Below are 19559 nucleotides of genomic sequence, written 5' to 3' on the forward strand. Positions count from 1 at the left end.
ATGCGTAACGGCCGCCTGTTATCGGGCGGCCGTTTGGCATTTTCAGATCAGGTCGCTTAGAAAGAGCCAAGAGATTTCTGCGCCTGATAGGGGTTGTTGGTGGCCTGGCTGGCATCGCCCAGCGTCAGCACACCGTTGGATCCGATGCTCGCCAGCTTCTTGCCGCCGAACTGTACGGTCTGTTCCGAGAAGTATTGCGCCACCACGTCGTGACGATAAGGCTCGGTGGCGAAGTTCACCTTTTTGCCGGCATCGGGATCGGTGGGCACTTCTTCGGCGACCTGGGTCTGAATCGACTTGGCCCATTTCGCGGCATAGAAATACGCACTCAGCATGCTGTCGTCTTCAGCCTGCGACGGGGCGGCGCTGGTATTGCTGCCCGAAGCACCCGAATCATACGTACCGTTTGCCGCAGCGCCGACCACGCTGCCGACGGTGTTGCCCGTCGTGCTGGCGGCGTTACTGACCGCCGCGCTGACCGCCGACGAGAAATCGAACTTGGCACCGCCGCTGTCGGCGGTTTCCGTTGCACCGCTGACCGAATTGCTGGGCTTGTTTTCGGTGACGGTCTGGTCGTCGGTGTTGTTGGTGTTGCTGTTGGCATTGTTGATCTGGGAGTTCTGTTGATTCAGGGCCGAACCGACCCATCCGAACAGCGATCCCAGCACGGAACCATTTAATAACATGATGCGCTCTCCACATTTCCTGTGAGGCCGAAATTACGCAGGCCGGTCCAAGAATCCACAAATGAGTCTTTAGGATTTTATTCACCTTGATTGCGCGTTGATTAAACGCGCGGCGGGGGGCGCCTTCGCCACGCGACCTTGCGGGTGGCGTGGCCTTGACCTAAATCTTGGATAACAAGGAAAGGACCCGCCATGGCCATGGAAGCCCATGACATCGAAGCCCTGATCCGCAGCGCGTTCCCGAACGCGGCGGTCACCATCACGGATCTGGCCGGCGACGGCAATCACTATGCGGCCGAGGTGATCGACGAAAGCTTTCGCGGCAAGAACCGGGTCGAACAGCAACGCGCGGTCTATGCCGCGCTGCGCGGCAAGATGGACGGTCCCGCCGGCGAATTGCATGCGCTGGCCCTGACCACAAAGGCGCCCGACTGAGGCGATCCCGAAACGAAATCGCAGCGCCGATGCATGGGCGCGAAAGGCAAGGAAATGACCCAGATGACCGATACCCGCCAGCAAATTCAGGATGTTATCGACGGCAATGACGTCGTGCTGTTCATGAAGGGCACCAAGGAAATGCCGCAATGCGGGTTTTCCAGCCGCGTCGCAGGCGTGCTGAATTACATGAATGTCGGCTATCGCGATGTGAACGTTCTGGCCGATGCCGAGATCCGTCAGGGCATCAAGGATTTCTCGGACTGGCCCACCATTCCCCAGCTTTACGTCAAGGGCGAATTCGTGGGCGGCTGTGACATCGTGACCGAGATGACCCTTTCGGGCGAGCTGGATCAGCTCTTTGACAAGGCCGGGATCGCCTATGACAAAGAGGCCGCCGACAAGATCCGCGAGGCGAATGCCTGATCGCCGCCGCATCGGCACCTGAACCCTTTCCGACAAGGCCCCGCATCGCGCGGGGCTTTTTCTTTGCCCGCATTTTGCCGGCAGGGCACCGGAAACCGTTGTTTGCAAATCGCCGCGCCGGGGAAAAAACTTGTTACGCGCGGGACCTTCGGGTGACATCCGCATCGCCTAGCCAAGGGTCATCGAAACCTTGGAAAGGTGAATCAGATGAACCGATTCGCAATGACCGCGCTGGTTGCCGCGACATTGGGCGCCGTGACCGCCCCCGCCGCCGTTCAGGCGCAACGGGCAGGTCAGCCCGCGCTGCGCGCCGAGCTGACGCCCGAACAGCTTGAGCGTCTGCTGCGCGCGGAACCGGGGGCAGAGCATCGCCCGGACCCCCGAACCCGGCCCGTCCCCCCGGCGCACTAAGGTGGCGTTGCCCGCCCGAGATGGGGCACGCCCGCGCGCGATGGATACCGGCCCCGTTCCCACGCCGCCCGCACGCGGATCGCCGGGCGTGCTGGGCGGTGTCGCGGCATCGGCCGTGATCGGGATTTTCCTGGTCGCCGTCTTTTACGTCATCGTGTTGCGGCTGGTCGGGATGGTGGCGCGAAAGCGCCCTGCCCGGCAGCAAGGCTAGACCCGCGTGACGCGCCACGATCGCAAAGCCCCGGCCCGATGCGCCGGGGCTTTGTCGCGTTCACGCCCGTCATTTGCGGCGCCCCTCACACCTCTTGACAGTTGCGAATGAGTTGCATTTACATGCGAACGCGACCACCGGAAAGGAAAGGTTTCGCAATGTCTGTGACCCCGTGGCGGATACTGGCCATGCTTGGCCTTGCGGCGCTGTTCGGTGGCCCGGCCATGGCCGATGACGCGGCGCCGGGGACGCCGGGCGCGGGCTTTGGCGGCGATGGCCGCATGAAGGTCGTGACCACCTTTACCGTGCTGGCCGACATGGCGCGCAATGTCGCGGGCGACGCGGCGGATGTCGTCTCGATCACCAAGCCGGGGGCGGAAATCCACGGCTATGAGCCGACCCCGCGCGATCTGGTCGGCGCGATGGACGCCGATCTGATCCTGTGGAACGGGCTGAATCTGGAACTGTGGTTCAAACAGTTTCTCGACAATCTGGGCGACGTGCCCTCGGTCACGGTGAGCGAAGGCATCACCCCGATCCCCATCGCTGCCGGCGCCTATGAGGGGAAATCGAACCCCCATGCCTGGATGGGCGTGGAAAATGCCGCAATCTATATCGACAATATCGCCCATGCGCTGTCGAGCCGTGACCCCGCCCATGCCGAAACCTATGCCGCGAATGCCGCCGCCTATAAAAAGCGGCTGCAAGATACGCTTGAACCGCTGCGTGCCCGGATTGCCCGCATCCCGCAGGATCGCCGCTGGCTGGTGACCTGCGAGGGGGCTTTCAGCTATCTGGCGCGCGATTTCGGGATGAAAGAGCTGTATCTTTGGCCGATCAATGCCGACCGCATGGGCACACCGCAACAGATCCGCGCCGTGATCGACGGCATCCGCCAGCATGATATCCCCGCCGCATTTTGCGAAAGCACGGTGAACCCGGCCCCGGCCCGCCAGATCGCGCGCGAGACCGGGGCGCTTTACGGCGGCGTGCTATATGTCGACAGCCTTTCGCAAGCCGACGGTCCGGTGCCGACCTATCTGGACCTGTTGCGCGTCACCACGCAGACCGTGGCCGAGGGGCTGGAAAAAGGGCTGACCGCCGCCGACCGAAAGGCCACCAAATGACCCCGACCACCCCCCTGCCCGTTCAGGACGATCCCGCTGGCGGCATTCTGGCCCGCGATGTGACCGTGACCTATCGCAACGGCATGACCGCGCTGAACCATGCCAGTTTCCAGATCCCGCGCGGCACCGTGACCGCGCTGGTCGGCGTGAACGGCGCCGGCAAATCGACGCTGTTCAAGGCGATCATGGGCTTTGTCCCCGTCGCCCGGGGCGAGATCCGCCTTTTGGGCATGACCGTGCGCGAGGCGCTGAGGCGCAACCTTGTCGCCTATGTCCCGCAATCCGAGGAGGTGGATTGGACATTCCCGGTGCTGGTCGAGGACGTGGTGATGATGGGACGCTATGGCCATATGGGTTTCCTGCGCCGCCCCGCCCCGGCCGATCACGCCGCGGTCGAGACCGCGCTGGCCCGCGTCGGCATGCAGGATTACCGCCTGCGCCAGATCGGTGAATTGTCGGGCGGCCAGAAAAAGCGGGTTTTCCTTGCCCGCGCGCTGGCCCAGGACGGCCGGGTCATCCTGTTGGATGAGCCGTTCACCGGGGTCGACGTCAAGACCGAGGAACAGATCGTCGCGCTTTTGGGTGAATTGCGGGCCGAGGGGCGGGTGATGCTGGTTTCGACCCACAACCTGGGTTCGGTGCCGGAATTCTGTGACCGGGTGGTGCTGGTCAAGGGCACGGTGCTGGCCTACGGCCCGACGGAAACCACCTTTACCCGCAAGAACCTCGAGGCCGCGTTTGGCGGCGTGCTGCGCCATTTCACGCTGGGCGGACAGGCGCTGCATGACGATGACGACCCGCGCCGCATCACCATCATAAGCGATGATGAACGCCCGCTGGTTCAATATGACGACCGCACCCATATCCGCGAAGATCTGGCGCGCGAGGACCGGGAATGAGCGTGCTTCTTGATCCGTTCAGCTATGGCTACATGGTCAGCGCGATGTCGGTGGCCGCTTTGGTGGGCGGGGTCTGCGCATTCCTGTCGGCCTATCTGATGCTCAAGGGCTGGTCGCTGATCGGGGATGCGCTGTCGCATTCGGTCGTGCCGGGCGTGGCCGGGGCCTATATGCTGGGCCTGCCCTTCGCGCTTGGCGCTTTCATCGCCGGCGGGCTGGCGGCGGGGGCGATGCTGTTTCTGTCCGAACGCTCGGGGCTCAAGGTCGATGTGGTGATCGGGCTGATCTTCACCTCGTTCTTCGGGCTGGGGCTGTTCATGGTTTCGGTCAATCCGATGTCGATTTCGGTCAACACCATCATCATGGGCAATATCCTGACCATCACCCCCGAGGACACGATGCAGCTGGCCATCATTGGCGTGGTCTCGCTGATCGTGCTGCTGGCCAAGTGGAAGGATCTGATGGTGGTGTTCTTCGACGAAAGCCATGCCCGATCCATCGGGCTGCGGCCGGCCCTGCTGAAAGCGGTGTTCTTTGTGCTGTTATCGGCCTGTGTGGTCGCGGCGATGCAGACGGTCGGCGCATTTCTGGTCATCGCCATGGTGGTGACGCCGGGCGCGACCGCCTATCTGCTGTTCGACCGTTTTCCGCGCCTGATCGTCGCATCGGTCGCGATTGGCGCGGTGACCAGCTTTGTCGGCGCCTATATCAGCTTTTTCCTCAGCGGCGCGACCGGGGGCATCATCGTCGTGTTGCAGACGCTGATCTTTCTGGCGGCCTTTGTCTGGGCGCCCAAGCACGGGCTGTTGGCCAGCCGCCGCAAGGCCGCCGAGGCCCTGCGCAGCCCCCGCACCAATACTGGCACCAACACCGGGACCGGGGCCGCGCCATGACCGAAACCCTGCTCTTGCCGTTCCGTTTCCCGTTCATGTGGGACGCGTTCCTGATGGCGGCGATCATCGCCGTGCCGACGGCGCTCTTGTCCTGTTTTCTGGTGCTGAAGGGTTGGGCGCTGATGGGCGACGCGGTCAGCCATGCGGTGCTGCCGGGGATCGTGCTGGCCTATATCCTGGGCTTTCCGCTGATCCTGGGGGCGTTCGGCGCGGGCATGATCACCACGCTGGCCACGGGATTTCTGGCCGAAAACAGCCGCGTCAAACAGGACACGGTCATGGGCGTGGTCTTTTCGGGCATGTTCGGGTTGGGCATGGTGATGTTTTCCGTCATCACCTCGGACATGCATCTGGATCATATCCTGTTTGGCAACCTTTTGGGGGTGGGGGCACAGGATCTGTGGACCGCGGGTCTGATCGGACTGATCGTCTCGGCCGGGCTTTTGCTGAAATGGCGCGACCTGATGCTTTATGCCTTTGATCCCGCACAGGCGCGCGCCTCGGGGCTGGCGGTGGGCTTTTTGCATTACGGCCTGCTGACGGCGCTGTCGCTGAGCATCGTGGCGACGCTGACCGCGACGGGGCTGATTCTGGCGATCGGGTTGCTGATCGGGCCGGGGGCGATCGCGTTCCTTTTGGTGCGCAGTTTTGGCCGGATGCTGGTGGTCGCGGTGCTGGCCTGTCTGACCTCGACGCTGGGCGGGGTCTATCTCAGCTTTTTTCTGGACAGCTCGCCCGCGGCGACCATCGTGTTGATCCTGACCGCGATCTTTGTGATGGCCTTTCTGCGCCGCACCCGCCAGATCCGCCGCGCAAATGCCATCGCGGAACCCGGCTGAGACAGCTTGTCCCACCCCTGCGCAGCCGCTTGGCCGGGCCAAAGAACCAGAGTAATAAAGTCGGGAACGATCACGGGCCCATCATGACCAACCCGATTCCCCGACTGGGCCTTGCGGCCTGTTTCGCGCTTTTGAACATATTGCCGGCGATGGCGGGCGACGATCCGCCCGCGCTGGATGACCGCCACCTGCCGGCCCTGCCCCGCACGGCCAAGGATCAGGCCCGCGTCAGCGCCGTCACCGCCCCCGCGACCGGGTTTTCCGCCCCCGAGAAATTCGAGACAAAGCCCGGCGGCGCGACCACGGTGCGGGCGCGCGATACGGCGGATGCCTTTTCGCTGTCCTCGGCCAATATGCCCTTTGCGCGGGAAATGGACTTCAAGCTCGGCAACGGGCTGTTTCGCAAAAGCTGGGTCGCGGCGCCGTCATCGACCAAGGCCTCGGATGGGCTGGGTCCGCTTTACAATGCACGCGCCTGTCAGGATTGCCACCTCAAGGACGGGCGCGGCCATGTTCCGGCCCCGGACGAACCTGCGGTATCGATGTTCCTGCGCCTGTCGGTCCCGGGTGGCACCGCGCCCGAGGGCATCGCCGACTGGCTGGCCACCACGCCCGAGCCGACCTATGGCGGCCAGTTGCAGGATTTCGCCGCCAACGGCCTGTCCCCCGAGGGGCGCATGGTCATCACCTATGAGGATGTGCCGGTGACGCTGGGCGATGGCAGCATGGTCACCCTGCGCAAGCCCGGCTATTCGGTTGCGGATCCCGGCTTTGGCCCGCTGGATCCGCAGGTCATGCTGTCGCCCCGCATCGCGCCCCAGATGATCGGGCTGGGCCTGCTTGAGGCGATCCCGGCGGCCGATATTCTGGCCCATGCCGACCCGGATGACGCCAATGGCGACGGCATTTCCGGGCGGCCGAGCATCGTGCCCTCGGTCGAATTCGGGGTGCCGATGCTGGGCCGGTTCGGGCTTAAGGGCGGCGCGCCGACGATCAGGGAACAATCGGCGGCGGCGTTTTCGGGCGATATGGGCCTTTCGACGCCCCTGCATCCCGACCCGCATGGCGAATGCACTGCGGCACAAGGCGATTGCCGCGCCCAGGCCATCGGACAGGAACCCGATATCCGCGACGGGCTTGAGGTGGACCGCGCCAGCCTTGATCTGGTGACCTTTTATGCCCGCAATCTGGCGGTGCCGGAACGCCGCCGCGTCGATGATCCGCAGGTGCTGCGCGGCAAGGAGCTGTTCTATCAGGCCGGCTGTCCCGCCTGTCATGTGCCGAAATTCGTCACTCACCGGCTGAAGGATCGCCCCGAACAGAGCTTTCAGCTGATCTGGCCCTATAGCGATCTTTTGCTGCACGATCTGGGGCCGGGGCTGGCCGACAACCGCCCCGAGGGCCGCGCCTCGGGCAGCGAATGGCGCACCGCGCCGCTTTGGGGGATCGGGCTGACGCAAACGGTTTCCGGCCATGGCGAGTTGCTTCACGACGGGCGCGCGCGTAACGTGACCGAGGCGATCCTGTGGCATGGCGGCGAGGCGCAAGGCGCCCGCGACAGCTTTGCCGGCATGACCAAAGAGGATCGCGACGCCTTGCTTGAATTCATCGGAAGTCTTTGATGATCTTGAAATTTTTCGCGCTTATCCTGATGCTTGGGCTTGGCGTGGGCGCGGCGCGGGCGGATGTCGCCCAGACCGTCAATGACTGGATCCTGCCCGATCTGGCCGGCTTTCGCGTGGCCGCGCAGCAATTGGCCGACAAGGCCGCGACAAGCTGCGATCCCGAGATTCTGCGCCCGGCCTGGAATGCCACCTTTGACGCCTGGCTGCGGGTCGGTTTCCTGCATCTCGGACCGGGCGAGGAACAGGGGCGCAACCTTGCCATCGCCTTCTGGCCCGATCCCAAGGGCATCGGCGCCCGCCAGCAACGCCAGATGCTGGCCGCGCAGGATCCGGTGGTGAACGATCCGGCGAAATTCGCCCAGACCTCTGTCGCGCTGCGCGGTCTTTTCGGGCTTGAGCGGCTGCTTTACCCCGCCGCGCCGCCCGAGGGCAAAGGGGCGGACGATTATTCTTGTGCCCTGATCCGGGCCACGGCCGCCGATCTGGCCCGGATGGCGGCGGAAATCGATGCGGGCTGGCGCGATGGCTATGCCCAGACCTTGCTGAGCTCGGGCCAGCCCGGCAATACCACCTTTCTTTCGGACACCGAGGCCCGGCAGGCGCTTTATACCCAGCTGATGGCCGGGTTCGAATTCGTCGCGGATCAGCGGCTGGGCCGGCCCCTTGGCACATTCGACCGGCCGCGCCCGGAACGGGCCGAGGCCCGCGCCTCGGGGCGCTCGGTCCGCAATATCGAGCTTTCATTGCAGGCGCTGATGGATTTCGCGACCGTGCTGGCCGGCGATACACCAAGGACGCGGGCGGATGTCGATCTTGCGCTGGCGGCGGCGGGCGGGCTGGACGATCCGGCGCTGGCCGGCCTCTCGGAGCCACAGAAATACGTCCGGGCCGAAAACCTGCGTCAACGCGTCCAGACCGCCCAGGACACCGCCGAGACCGAGGTCGGCAAGGCGCTTGGGGTCGAGATCGGCTTTAACTCGGCCGACGGGGATTAGGATGGCGACGCGGCGCGGCTTTATCGCGACATTGGCGGCGGCACTGACGGTGCCGCGGCTTAGCTGGGCCGATGCGGGCGACCCCGCCTTTCTGGCCGCCGCCCGGCAGGGCGAGGATTTCGTCTTGTACGGGCTGGGCGCGGATGGCGCGGCGCGGTTTCACGTCCCCCTGCCCGCACGCGGGCATGCCGCCGCCGCCCATCCGACCCGCCCCGAAGCGGTGGCCTTTGCCCGCCGTCCCGGCACCTTCGCGCTGGTCATCGACTGTGCCCGGGGCGGGATCGCGCATCGCCTCAGCCCACCCGAGGGCCGGCAGTTCAACGGTCATGGCGCGTTCTCGGCGGATGGCGCGCGGCTTTACACATCCGAGGTCGTGGCCGAAACCAGCGAGGGCCGGCTGGGCATCTGGGATGCCGCCGGGAATTATGCCCGCATCACCGATCTGCCCACCGGCGGCATTGGCCCGCATGAATTGCGCCGCCTGCCGGATGGCGGGCTGGTGGTCGCCAATGGCGGCATCCAGACCGATCCCGCCGACCGCACCAAGCTGAACCTTGCGACCATGCGCCCCAATCTGGCCTATCTGTCGCCCGAGGGCGCGCTGGATGAGGTGGTCGAACTCGCCCCCGAATATCGCCAGCTGTCGATCCGCCATCTTGCGCTTGGCCCGGATGGCGCCACGGCCTTTGCCATGCAATGGGAAGGGGATCCGGCCGAGCCGGTGCCGCTTTTGGGTCTGCACAAGCGTGGCGCGGCCGCGCGGCTGTGTCCCCCCGACGAGGCCGAGGCCTGGGCGATGAAGGGTTATGCCGGCTCGATCGCATGGGCTGGCGCGCGGATCGCGCTGACCTCGCCCCCGGGCGGGGTGGTGCATGTCTTTGACGCGCAGGGTGGGTTTGAGCGGGCGATCCGGCGCGCCGATGTTTCGGGCGTGGCGCCGCTGGGCGACGGATTGATGGTGACCGACGGCACCGGCGCCGTCAGCCGCATCGACAGCGACGGCCTGGCGCCGCTGCAACGCTTTGATCTGGCTTGGGACAATCATCTGGTCGCATTGTGATGCGCGGGATGGGTTGCGCAACCGTGGCGGCCCTGTTCTTGGCTGCACCCGTCGCGGCCCAGAACCCACAGGACGATGCAACCGCGCCGCAACCCGACGCAGCCTATGCGGCCAGCATGGCCGAAGCGGCCTGGGACTGGCGGCCCGGGGACCTGATATTTCGCAACGGCGTCAATGCGATAGACGACGCGATGCGGCGCAGTTTCGGCCTGAAATGGGCGTCGGTCGGCATTTTACGGCCCAGCAGCGGCGGCCCGCGCGTGGCCTTTGTCGACCAATCCGACGGCGTGACCGAGGTGATGCTTTATGAACATATCGAGGGTCTTTCCCCCGACGAATACGCCGTCTATCGCCTGCGCGATCTGACCCCGGACGACCGTCCCGACGCACAGATGTGGCCCGGGCCGATGGTGCGGTTCGCCTTGTTCATCACCTATGGCCAGCCCTTCGATACCGAATTCATGCTGGGCGACGGCAAATTCTACAATGCGGAGCTGGCCTATCAAAGCGCCCTGAATGCGGGCATCGTGCCGGGAAAGCCGCTGCGGCTGCGCGATCTGATCGACGCGCCCGGGGACATGGATCCCGCGTTCCGCAAGCTGCTTGGGGCGCATCGCTATTGCCGCTATGAACCGACATTCGACGATTGCTGGACCTATAATCTGCGCGATCAGGCCATCGTCACGACCGACAGCCTGATTGCATCCGGGGCCCTGGAACAGGTTTTCCCCAGGCCCCGGCGGGCGCGTTGAGGGGCCGGGGACGGTATCCGACCCCGGCCCCGCGCGAAGCCGGCCCTTACTGGAACACCGCGTCCGGGTTATCGAGCGAATCCGAACCTTCGAATTCGATCTCGGCCCCGTTCAGCGCCGTCACCGCCCGCTGGATCGAGGCGGTCTGCGTGACCAATGCATTGACCGCGCCCATGATCAGCGCCTCGCCTTCGGCATTGCCGGGGGCAAGCATCTGGTCATAGGCCATGCCGCCATCGGCCCGCGCCTTCAGCGCCGCCAGCTTGGCCACGCTGTCATCCAGTTCGGATTTCAGCTGTGCGTCCACCTCGGGCGCGACCGATGCCACCAATTGCGACAGCGAAGGGCCGGACACGACCGAGCCATCGGGCCGGGCATAGCTGCCGAGATAGACGTTCCGAATGCCCAAACCGTCGTAATAATGGCTGTTCTGGGTATTGTCCGAGAAACAGTCATGCTCTTCCTCGGGGTCGTTCAGCATCAGGCCCAGCTTCATCCGCTCACCCGCCTGTTCGCCATAGGACAGGCTGCCCATGCCGGTCAGCATCGCCTGAACGCCCTTGGCCGGGTCGGCCGTCACCGCCGCGCGCGCGGCACCGCCTTCGGCCCAGTTCGCCGCCATTTCCTGCAAATCGGTAACAAGCAGGTCGGTCGCGGACTTCAGATAGGCGGCGCGGCGGTCGCAATTGCCGCCGGTGCAGCCCTCGCCCTGAATGTAATCGGTAAAGGGGCGTGCACCGGCGCCCGGGCCGGTGCCGTTCAGATCCTGACCCCAGAGCATGAATTCGATGGCGTGATAGCCCGAGGCGACATTCGCCTCGATCCCGTCGGCCTCGTGCAGGGTGCGGATGGTGTCGGGGGTGATGGTCGTCGCGTCAACCTCGGTCGCGCCAATGCTGAATTTCGGGGTCGCGATCACGTTCAGGGTGGAAAGCGGGTTTTCCTCGGACGGGCCGCCATAGGCGCCGCTGTCGACATAATCGATCAGCCCCTCGTCCAGCGGCCAGGAATTCACCCGCCCTTCCCAATCGTCGACGATGGGGTTGCCGAAACGAAAGACCTCGGTCTGTTGATAGGGCACGCGGGCGGCTTTCCATGCCTCGCGCGCGGCGGTCAGGGTCGCCTCGGACGGGGTCGCGATCAACGCGTCGACCGCCCCTTGCAAGGCCTGCGCGGTGGTCAGGCTGTCGCCGTAACCGGCGGCGGCGAGGTCGGCATAGGTCTTGACGACCTCGGCCTGATCAAGGGCGATTGCGGGGCTGGCAAGCAGGGTCGCACCTAGCAGGGCGGCGGTCAGGGTCGGTTTCATCGAATGCCTCGTGGGTCCAGGATGCGGGGCGAGCCGTCGCCGCCATATCGCGCCGACCCGCCCGCCAAAAGATGGCCGAGCATTATTGTCGGAATAAGATTTGTCAATGATCTCGTGCCGGAACCCGGATCAGGCGGCGACACCCCACCAATGCCGCGTCCGGTCGCAATGATAGGCGACGGCGGCGACCGCGGCGGCGCTGTCGCGGCGTTCCAGCGCGTCGATGATCGCCAGATGTTCCTGCATGGCGGATTTGATCCGTTCCTGAACGAACGGCCGCACGCGTTGGAATATCGCCATGCGGACGCGGTTCGCCTCATAGGCGGCGCGCAGGAAAGGATTGTCCAGCCCGCCGGCCAGATAGTCATGCAGCGAAAGATCGACACCGATGGCACGCGATGACAGGTCCGCCGCCCCGTCCGGCGCGGCGGCCTCGGCCAGCATGACCCGGTGACTGTCGCGCAGCACCGCCAACCCGTCCAGCGCGCCCGAGGCGATGCGCCGCCGCGCGCCTTCCTGATCCAGAACCATGCGCGCGTCCAGCGTGTCGCGAATGGTTTCGGGGTGGGCCTCAAGCACCTGAACGCCGCGCTTGGGGATGATATTCAACCAGCCCGAGGCACCGGCATGGCGCACCGCCTCGCGCACGGCGGCCAGCGGATAGCCCAGAATGCCGACCAGCTGCGGCATCGACAGAAACTGTCCCGAGCGCAGATCGCCGCGCCGCAATGCCTCGGTCAGCGACAGCTGTGCCTGGGTGTTGAGCAGCTTGCTTTCGGGCATGGCAATCCTTTCCTTTCCCGTATCTGACACCACAGCCGGCATGGGCATTTTCAAGAAATTGGATAAGGTGTTTTCTGAAATTACGAGTATGCGGTTAATAAACATCCCTACTAACATTTTAGATGAAAGACCAGAAGGCCGGAACGGTCAAGGCGATGGCGGATCGGCCCCAACCCAACAGAACGAGGTTTGCCGATGGCACATTCCCCCAATGGCGCGCGGGACGGCGCGCTTTACAACGAGGACCTTGCCCCCATTCCCGCAGACAAGCGGCAATGGGGCGCGTTCGAGATATTCAACGTCTGGAACAATGATATCCAAAGCCTGTTCGGCTATTCGCTGGCGGCATCGCTGTTCATCACCTATGGGCTGAACGGCTGGGCGGTGTTCGCCGCCATCGTGCTTGCGGGCTTTTTCGTGATGGTTCTGGTGAACCTGACGGGGCGGCCCTCGGTCCGCTATGGCGTGCCTTATCCGGTGATGGCGCGGGCCTCGATGGGGGTTTACGGGGCGCGGTTCCCGGCGCTGGTGCGCGGGATCGTCGCCATTTTCTGGTACGGGGTGCAGACCTATTTCGCCTCGACCGCCGTCGCGCTTTTGCTGAACACGCTTCTGGGGATCGAGCCGGGCGGTACCGGCTTTCTGGGCATGACCGGCGTCGACTGGCTGTCCTATATCATCGTCTGCATCTTTCAGGTCGGGCTGTTCATGATGGGCATCGAATGGGTCGGGCGCTTCCTGAACTGGGCCGGGCCTTTCGTTTATGCGGTGATGATCGCGCTGATGCTGATGATCTGGTGGAAGGCGGGGAACGGCATCTTTGCCGCGCTCGGCTCTATCTTCGAGGGATCCGAGGCGACCGATCCGCGCGGCCCCTTCCTTGGCTTTGTCACCGTCATGGGCACGATGATCGCCTATTTCGCCGCCGTGGTGATCAATTTCGGCGACTTCTCGCGTTTCGTAAGCGATGAAGGCGCGATGCGGCGCGGCAATTTCTGGGGGCTTCCGGTCTCGATCGCGCTGTTTTCGTTCATCGCGCTGTTCGTGACGGCGGGCACGGTGGTGCTGTTCGGCGAAAAGCTGGTCAACCCGGCCGATATCGTGGCGCGGGTCGACAACACCCTGTTGACGCTGGTCGCGGCGATCACCTTTTTCGCGGCGACGGTCGGCATCAATCTGGTCGCGAACTTCATTCCCCCGGCCTATGACATCGCCAACCTTGCCCCCGACCGCATCTCGGCGCGGACGGGCGGGCTGATCACCGCGGGCATCGCTTTTTTCATCGGCGCGCTTTGGGTGTCCTTCATTTCGAATGTGGGGATCGCGTCCTTTGTCGATACGCTGGGCGCGGTGCTGGCGCCGCTTTATGGCATCCTTGTCGCCGACTACTATCTCGTGCGCCGCCAGAAGATCGACCTTGAGGCGCTGTTCAGCGCCGATCCCGCCGGCCCGTATTATTATGACGACGGTTGGAACAAAAAGGCGATCATGGCCTTTGGAATTGCCGCCGTGTTTTCGGTGGCGACGGTCTGGGTGCCGGCGCTGGCCAGCCTGTCGGGCTTTGGCTGGGTGATCGGCGCGCTGCTGGGCGGCATGTTCCATATCATGCTGATGCGCGGTGCAAAGCAGGCGCAGACCACCTGACGCCCCCTGCCCCGGACGGATCTGCGGCCCCGCAATGGCGGGGCCGTTTGCATTCCGGGATGGTATACCATCTACTGAACCCATCCCACGGAATCACCGCCAAGGAGAGCATGGCATGAACCCCCTGAAACAGCGCCTGCGCGCCGGTGAAACGCTCAAGGCCGCCTGGGTCGGACTGGCCAGCCCGGATGTGGCCGAAATCATGGTGCGCCACGGCTGGGACATCATCGTGATCGACGGCGAGCATGGCATCGGCACGCTGGAGGATTGGGTCGCCACCGCCCGCGCCGCCGAGGCCGCCGGGGGGCAGGTCATCCTGCGCGTGCCGGACGGGTCGGACAGCCTGCTCAAGCGGGTGCTGGACCGGGGGTTCCGGTCCATCATCGTGCCGATGGTCAATTCGGCGGATGAGGCCGCCGCCATCGTCGGCGCCTGTCGTTATCCCGGACAGGGCCGGCGCGGATATGCGGCGCCGGTGGTGCGCGGATCGCGCTATGGCGTAACGCCCGGCTACGGGACCGGCGCGGCGACGGACGAGCTTTTGCTGATCCTGCAATGCGAACATATCGCCGCCGTCGATCAGGTTCAGGCCATGGTCGGGGTGGACGGTGTCGACATGCTGTTCATCGGGCCGAACGACCTGGCCGGATCGATGGGGCTTTTGGAACAGCTGACGGCGCCGCCCGTGCAAGAGGCCATCGCCCGGGTCGAAACCGCCGCCAAAGCCGGCGGGCGGTGGCTGGGCACCATCACCGGACCGGGGCGCGACTGGGCCGATCTGGATCGGCTGGGCTATCGGCTGGTGGTCGGGCCAAGCGACATCGCCTTGATGATCGCGGGCGCCCGCGCCGCCGCCCGGACCCGCGACGGCGCCTAGACGGTTTTGCGACGGGCCCGGTGAATGAACGGGCCGCCGCGTTTTATCCGCAGGAATATGCGATAATGCGGATCACCGGGCTGCGGGCGGATTCATGGTCTGTTTTCACCCGATGCGGCGGGATTCCTTGCCAGTGCCGGGTTGAAAATCCGCTCTGGATTTGCTATCTAGCCAGATAGCTGGACAGGAAAAGCCCGATGTGGACGCTGCAAGACGCCAAGAACCGTTTCTCTGCCGTGGTTGATGCGGCCCTTGCCGGGCAACCGCAAGAGGTCTCGCGCCGGGGCAAGCCGGCGGTGGTGGTGCTGTCGGCCGCCGAATATGCCCGCATGCGCGACGCGGCCGAGGCAAGGCGCGGTTCCTTTGTCGAGCATCTGTTGAGCTTTCCCGCCGAGGATGTCGAGCGCGCCAAGGTGGCGGCGCGCGACGTGACCTTTTGAATGATGCTGATTCTGGACACCAATGTCCTGTCGGCACTGCGGCGTCCCGAACGCAGTCCCGCCGTGCTGGCCTGGCTTGCGCGCCAGCGCGAGGAAATGCTGTATCTTTCCGTCGTCACCCTGGGCGAGATCGAGCGTGGCATCACCCGGCAGGAACAACAGAACCCACCCTTTGCGCGGGATCTTCGCGATTGGCTGAACCGGACCGTGACACTGTTTTCGGACCGGCTTTTGCCCTTTGGCCCGGATGAGGCGCGGATCTGGGGCCGGCTGTCGGCACGGATCGGCCATGCCGGCGCCGATCTTTTGATTGCCGCCACCGCATTGGCGCAGGATGCCACCGTGGTGACGGGAAATGTCGCCGATTTTCAGCCGACCGGCTGCCGGATCGAGGATCCGTTCCGGTAAACCCGGCGCAACACGCTTGTGGCAGGCGTTGCGCAAACACCCATATCTGGGTGCGCTGCCAGAAAATACTTGCGAGAATCGGGCTTTGCGGGCATTTACTTACGGAACGAACAGAATAAGACGGCCAAAAGCGTAACAATCGAAGCGAGGCCGCGACGATCCGAGGGGCAGAATGCGGCAAAAGACACGCATCGACAAGCTGGTGGGCGATCATGCCCTGGCGCTTTCCGAACGGCTGCAAGCGCATCGCGCCCAGCTTTTTCCGCCCAATGCCAAGCGGCAATTGCGCAAGTTCACCAGCGGCGAAGTCGCCGAACTCTTGGGCGTCAAGGATGCCTATCTGCGCAAGCTGGATCTGGAAGGGCGCGGACCCAGCCCGGAAACACGGGCGGGCGGGCGGCGATATTACACGCCCTCGGATATTCAGGATCTTCGCAACCTGTTGGAAAAAGGCGCGAAATCGCCCGGCACCTATCTACCCGGCCGGCGCGAGGGCGACCACCTTCAGGTCATCACCGTGATCAATTTCAAGGGCGGCTCGGGCAAGACCACGACCGCCGCGCATCTGGCCCAGAAGATGGCGCTGGACGGCTATCGCGTGCTGGCCATCGATCTTGACCCGCAGGCCAGCCTTTCGGCGCTGCACGGGTTTCAGCCGGAATTCGACCTGCTGGATGGCGGCACGCTTTACGACGCGATCCGCTATGACGATCCGGTGCCGCTGCGCAATGTGATCCAAGAGACCTATTTCACCAATCTGGACCTGATTCCCGGCAATCTTGACCTGATGGAATTTGAACATGAAACCCCGCGCGCCCTTTTGGCGCGCACGGGCGAGGTGTTCTTTACCCGCATCGGCGACCGTCTGGCCGAGGTCGAGGGCGATTACGATGTCGTCGTCATCGACTGTCCGCCGCAGCTAGGCTTTCTGACCATGTCGGCGCTGTCGGCGGCGACCGCGATCCTGGTCACTGTGCATCCCCAGATGCTGGACGTGATGTCGATGTGCCAGTTCTTGCTGATGACCTCGAACCTTCTGGGGGTGGTCGCGGATGCCGGCGGCAATATGTCCTATGACTGGATGCGCTATGTCGTGACCCGGTACGAGCCGGGCGACGGCCCGCAAAACCAGATGGTCAGTTTCATGCGCTCGCTCTTTGGCGAGAATGTGCTGAACCATCCGATGCTGAAATCGACCGCGATTTCGGATGCCGGGATCACCAAGCAGACGCTTTACGAGGTCGAGAAATCGCAATTCACCCGCGCCACCTATGAACGCGCGATCGAAAGTCTGAACGCCGTCAATGGCGAGATCGAGGGCCTGATTCAGGCCGCATGGGGGCGCTGATGGCACGCAAGGACCTGTTGAAAGGCCTGATGAGCGGCGATCCCCCCGCGCGCGAGGATGCGGCCCCCCTGCCCCGCTATGCGCGCGGCGCCATTGGCGCGGTCAGCCGGTCCATCGCCGATTTGAAATCGCGGTCGCTGACCGAGGTGCCCGCCGCCGCCATCGACGATGCCGGCATCCGCGACCGTCTGGACGAGGACCGCACCGGGATCGAGGCACTGAAAGCGTCGATCCGCGAATATGGTCAGCAGGTTCCGGTGCTGCTGCGGCAAAAGCCTGGCGACGACAGCCGTTATGAAATCGTGTTCGGGCGCCGCCGGGTACAGGCGCTGCGCGAGCTGGATCAGCCGGTCAAGGCCATGATCCGCGACCTGTCGGATCGCGAGCTGGTCATCGCCCAGGGTCAGGAAAACACCGCCCGCAAGGATCTGAGCTTTATCGAAAAGGCGAATTTCGCCGCCCAGATGGTGCGCGGCGGCTATGAGCGCAAGGTGATTTGCGACGCGCTTTCCATCGACAAGACGGTGATCTCGCGCATGCTCAGCGTGACCGACGCCATTCCCGAAGCGGTGATCCGGGCCATCGGCGCGGCGCCATCGGCGGGGCGCGACCGCTGGTTGTCCTTGGCCGAGAAATCCGCCGGACGCAGCCCGGACGAGCTTGTCGCCGCCGCCCGGGGCGAGGATTCAGACGCCCGCTTCGTGGCCGTGCTGGCGGCGATGACCGCGCCCAAGCCCGCGCCCCTGACCCCGCGCATCTTGCATGGCGAAGATGGCGATATCCTGGGCCAGGCACGGAAAACAAAGGGAAAAACCGTGATCGAACTATCCGGCGAAGGACGTGCCTTTGCCGATTGGCTGGTCGATCACATGACCGAGCTTCACCGCGACTGGCGCAATTCAGACCAGTAAGGCGGGAAGGATGAGGCAGAGCACAAGCAAAGGAGGCACGAACAGGTAGAGCCAAAAGAAAAGCCCCCCAGGACATACATCCCGAAGGGCCGTTTCTCGATCTAGCACCTCGAAGATAGCGGCTAAGGTTGACAGCTGTCAACAGCGTCCTTGCGGGCGAACGAAGGTTTTTTACCTCGTGATGACAGGATGAAGCATATTTCAATGACGCCCTTTGGGCGGCAACCGGTGACGGCTGGCCTATTGGCGGCGCGCGCATTGGCCGAGGCCCCTGCCCCGCAGGATCGCGCCGACAAATGGGCGCTGCTGCGGGATCTGACCGCGGCGCGCGGCGCCTATGGTGTCAGCGATCGCGATCTGGCGGTTCTGGCCGCGCTGATCTCGTTCCATCCCCGGGCCGAGCTGACCGACGACGCGCAGCTGATCGTCTTTCCCTCGAACGCAAGTCTTTCGGCGCGGACGCATGGCATGCCCGAAAGCACGCTGCGGCGACATCTGGCGGCGCTGATCAAGGCCGGTCTGATCCTGCGCCGCGACAGCCCGAACGGCAAACGCTATGCGACGCGCGGTGCCTCGGGACAGTTGGCGCGGGCCTTTGGCTTTGACCTGCGGCCGCTGCTGGTTCAGGCCGGCGAGATCGCAGCCCATGCCGATACCGCGCGGAACACCCAGGCCCGGATGCGCGACCTGCGGACCAGCATCACCATTCATCTGCGTGACGCGATGAAGCTTATCGCTTGGGGACGCAATCAGATCAGCGCCTGCTGGGACCAGCTAACCGAGGCGCTGACGTTGATGCAACGACATCTGCGGCGCAAACTGGATGCGACGCATCTGGAACGCATGCAGCGCGCGGCCTTTGACCTGGTGACGCGGATCACAGATTTGATCCCGCCCGAAACAACGCAAACAAGCGCCAATGACAGCCAAAATGAGCGGCACCTACAGAATTCAATCCCAGACTCTCATGAATCTGAATCCTGCACAGAAGATGCGCGAGACAAGGCAAAGCCAGCGACCGATCCCGCAACGCGGATCCCGCTTGGGCTTGTGCTGAAAGCCGCGCCCGATCTGGCGGATTATGCACCGGGTGAAATCCGCACGCCACGCGATCTGTTGGATACGGCGCATCGCCTGCGTCCGATGTTGGGTATTGGCGAAGAAACATGGCACGATGCCTGTCGCATCATGGGCCCCGAACCGGCGGCGATCACGCTAGCCTGCATGCTGCAAAGCGTTGGCCGCATCGCCAATCCGGGCGGCTATCTGCGCAATTTGTCGCATCGGGCGCGGCGCGGACAGTTCTCTGCGGCGCGGATGGTTCAGGCGTTGCTGCGGGCGGAACGGACCTGTCCCGGTTGACTTTGTTGACAGCTGTCAACCGACTGAACTTCGTGTTGCACCTTTCCGCTAGGAATTTCATATTCCGGGCATAACGATCACGGCATTCATTGAGGCGAAGCGATATCAGAATGAACGC

The 19559-nt window shown here is 64.3% G+C and carries 22 protein-coding genes; 19 read left to right on the top strand and 3 right to left on the bottom strand.

Going from position 1 to position 19559, the window contains the following annotated elements:
* Positions 1 to 56: 56 nt before the first annotated feature.
* The gene (locus tag ACFOMH_RS16705) at positions 57 to 668 is read right to left on the bottom strand and encodes a hypothetical protein (protein ID WP_377745908.1); all 612 of its coding nucleotides are present in this window, start codon (positions 666 to 668) and stop codon (positions 57 to 59) included.
* 210 nt (positions 669 to 878) lie between these two features.
* On the opposite strand from ACFOMH_RS16705, the gene ACFOMH_RS16710 reads away from it, so the two are divergent.
* From ACFOMH_RS16710 to ACFOMH_RS16765, 12 genes are all read left to right on the top strand, one after another.
* Complete coding sequence (locus tag ACFOMH_RS16710) at positions 879 to 1121, top strand: BolA/IbaG family iron-sulfur metabolism protein (RefSeq protein WP_374427657.1); 243 nt, start codon at positions 879 to 881, stop codon at positions 1119 to 1121.
* Positions 1122 to 1184: 63 nt separating this feature from the next.
* Positions 1185 to 1547 carry a Grx4 family monothiol glutaredoxin gene (gene grxD / locus ACFOMH_RS16715; protein WP_374427710.1) on the top strand — a complete coding sequence of 121 codons (363 nt, stop codon included), beginning with the start codon at positions 1185 to 1187 and terminating at the stop codon, positions 1545 to 1547.
* A 207-nt stretch (positions 1548 to 1754) separates the two neighbouring features.
* On the top strand, positions 1755 to 1958 hold the full coding sequence (locus ACFOMH_RS16720; protein ID WP_377745910.1) for a hypothetical protein: 204 nt from the start codon (positions 1755 to 1757) through the stop codon (positions 1956 to 1958).
* 40 nt (positions 1959 to 1998) lie between these two features.
* Entirely contained in the window at positions 1999 to 2169 is a 171-nt protein-coding gene (locus ACFOMH_RS16725) for a hypothetical protein (protein ID WP_377745912.1), read from the top strand.
* Between the two features lie 158 nt (positions 2170 to 2327).
* A complete protein-coding gene (locus tag ACFOMH_RS16730; protein ID WP_377745913.1) occupies positions 2328 to 3296 on the top strand; it encodes a metal ABC transporter substrate-binding protein in 969 nt (322 codons plus the stop codon).
* Positions 3293 to 4195 carry a manganese/iron ABC transporter ATP-binding protein gene (locus tag ACFOMH_RS16735; protein ID WP_377745915.1) on the top strand — a complete coding sequence of 301 codons (903 nt, stop codon included), beginning with the start codon at positions 3293 to 3295 and terminating at the stop codon, positions 4193 to 4195. Before ACFOMH_RS16730 ends, ACFOMH_RS16735 begins: the two co-directional genes overlap by 4 nt.
* Positions 4192 to 5088 carry a metal ABC transporter permease gene (locus ACFOMH_RS16740; RefSeq protein WP_377745918.1) on the top strand — a complete coding sequence of 299 codons (897 nt, stop codon included), beginning with the start codon at positions 4192 to 4194 and terminating at the stop codon, positions 5086 to 5088. Before ACFOMH_RS16735 ends, ACFOMH_RS16740 begins: the two co-directional genes overlap by 4 nt.
* Positions 5085 to 5927 carry a metal ABC transporter permease gene (locus ACFOMH_RS16745; protein ID WP_377745920.1) on the top strand — a complete coding sequence of 281 codons (843 nt, stop codon included), beginning with the start codon at positions 5085 to 5087 and terminating at the stop codon, positions 5925 to 5927. The genes ACFOMH_RS16740 and ACFOMH_RS16745 overlap by 4 nt, the downstream gene beginning before the upstream one ends.
* Before the next feature lie 83 nt (positions 5928 to 6010).
* On the top strand, positions 6011 to 7549 hold the full coding sequence (locus ACFOMH_RS16750; RefSeq protein WP_377745922.1) for a di-heme oxidoreductase family protein: 1539 nt from the start codon (positions 6011 to 6013) through the stop codon (positions 7547 to 7549).
* Complete coding sequence (locus ACFOMH_RS16755) at positions 7549 to 8547, top strand: imelysin family protein (protein ID WP_377745924.1); 999 nt, start codon at positions 7549 to 7551, stop codon at positions 8545 to 8547. The genes ACFOMH_RS16750 and ACFOMH_RS16755 overlap by 1 nt, the downstream gene beginning before the upstream one ends.
* Position 8548: 1 nt before the next feature.
* Positions 8549 to 9607: a DUF1513 domain-containing protein gene (locus tag ACFOMH_RS16760; protein WP_377745926.1), complete on the top strand. Its 1059-nt coding sequence runs from the start codon at positions 8549 to 8551 to the stop codon at positions 9605 to 9607.
* 38 nt (positions 9608 to 9645) lie between these two features.
* Complete coding sequence (locus ACFOMH_RS16765) at positions 9646 to 10359, top strand: peptidoglycan peptidase (RefSeq protein ID WP_377745928.1); 714 nt, start codon at positions 9646 to 9648, stop codon at positions 10357 to 10359.
* A 46-nt stretch (positions 10360 to 10405) separates the two neighbouring features.
* On the opposite strand, the gene ACFOMH_RS16770 is transcribed toward ACFOMH_RS16765, so the two are convergent.
* Together ACFOMH_RS16770 and ACFOMH_RS16775 are read right to left on the bottom strand one after the other, a co-directional pair.
* Positions 10406 to 11668: an imelysin family protein gene (locus ACFOMH_RS16770; protein ID WP_377745930.1), complete on the bottom strand. Its 1263-nt coding sequence runs from the start codon at positions 11666 to 11668 to the stop codon at positions 10406 to 10408.
* 129 nt (positions 11669 to 11797) lie between these two features.
* Positions 11798 to 12451, bottom strand: a complete 654-nt coding sequence (locus ACFOMH_RS16775) for a GntR family transcriptional regulator (RefSeq protein ID WP_377745932.1) — start codon at positions 12449 to 12451, stop codon at positions 11798 to 11800.
* Positions 12452 to 12646: 195 nt separating this feature from the next.
* Between ACFOMH_RS16775 and ACFOMH_RS16780 the strand changes: the two genes are divergently transcribed.
* The 7 genes from ACFOMH_RS16780 (at position 12647) to repC (ending at position 19441) form a co-directional block, all read left to right on the top strand.
* Complete coding sequence (locus tag ACFOMH_RS16780; protein WP_374427684.1) at positions 12647 to 14095, top strand: NCS1 family nucleobase:cation symporter-1; 1449 nt, start codon at positions 12647 to 12649, stop codon at positions 14093 to 14095.
* Positions 14096 to 14210: 115 nt separating this feature from the next.
* Entirely contained in the window at positions 14211 to 14972 is a 762-nt protein-coding gene (locus ACFOMH_RS16785) for an HpcH/HpaI aldolase family protein (protein ID WP_374427686.1), read from the top strand.
* A gap of 197 nt (positions 14973 to 15169) precedes the next feature.
* Positions 15170 to 15412, top strand: coding sequence for a type II toxin-antitoxin system Phd/YefM family antitoxin (locus tag ACFOMH_RS16790; protein ID WP_374427688.1), 243 nt, complete (start codon positions 15170 to 15172; stop codon positions 15410 to 15412).
* Positions 15413 to 15820 (top strand): type II toxin-antitoxin system VapC family toxin, encoded by a 408-nt coding sequence (locus ACFOMH_RS16795; protein WP_374427690.1) that lies wholly within the window; start codon positions 15413 to 15415, stop codon positions 15818 to 15820.
* Positions 15821 to 15992: 172 nt separating this feature from the next.
* Entirely contained in the window at positions 15993 to 17168 is a 1176-nt protein-coding gene (repA, locus tag ACFOMH_RS16800; protein ID WP_374427692.1) for a plasmid partitioning protein RepA, read from the top strand.
* Entirely contained in the window at positions 17168 to 18079 is a 912-nt protein-coding gene (repB, locus tag ACFOMH_RS16805; RefSeq protein WP_377745935.1) for a plasmid partitioning protein RepB, read from the top strand. The genes repA and repB overlap by 1 nt, the downstream gene beginning before the upstream one ends.
* Positions 18080 to 18268: 189 nt before the next feature.
* Entirely contained in the window at positions 18269 to 19441 is a 1173-nt protein-coding gene (repC, locus tag ACFOMH_RS16810) for a plasmid replication protein RepC (RefSeq protein WP_377745936.1), read from the top strand.
* Positions 19442 to 19559: the final 118 nt, after the last annotated feature.

Origin of the sequence: Paracoccus mangrovi, assembly GCF_042648425.1 — a bacterium.
Taxonomy (GTDB): domain Bacteria; phylum Pseudomonadota; class Alphaproteobacteria; order Rhodobacterales; family Rhodobacteraceae; genus Paracoccus; species Paracoccus mangrovi.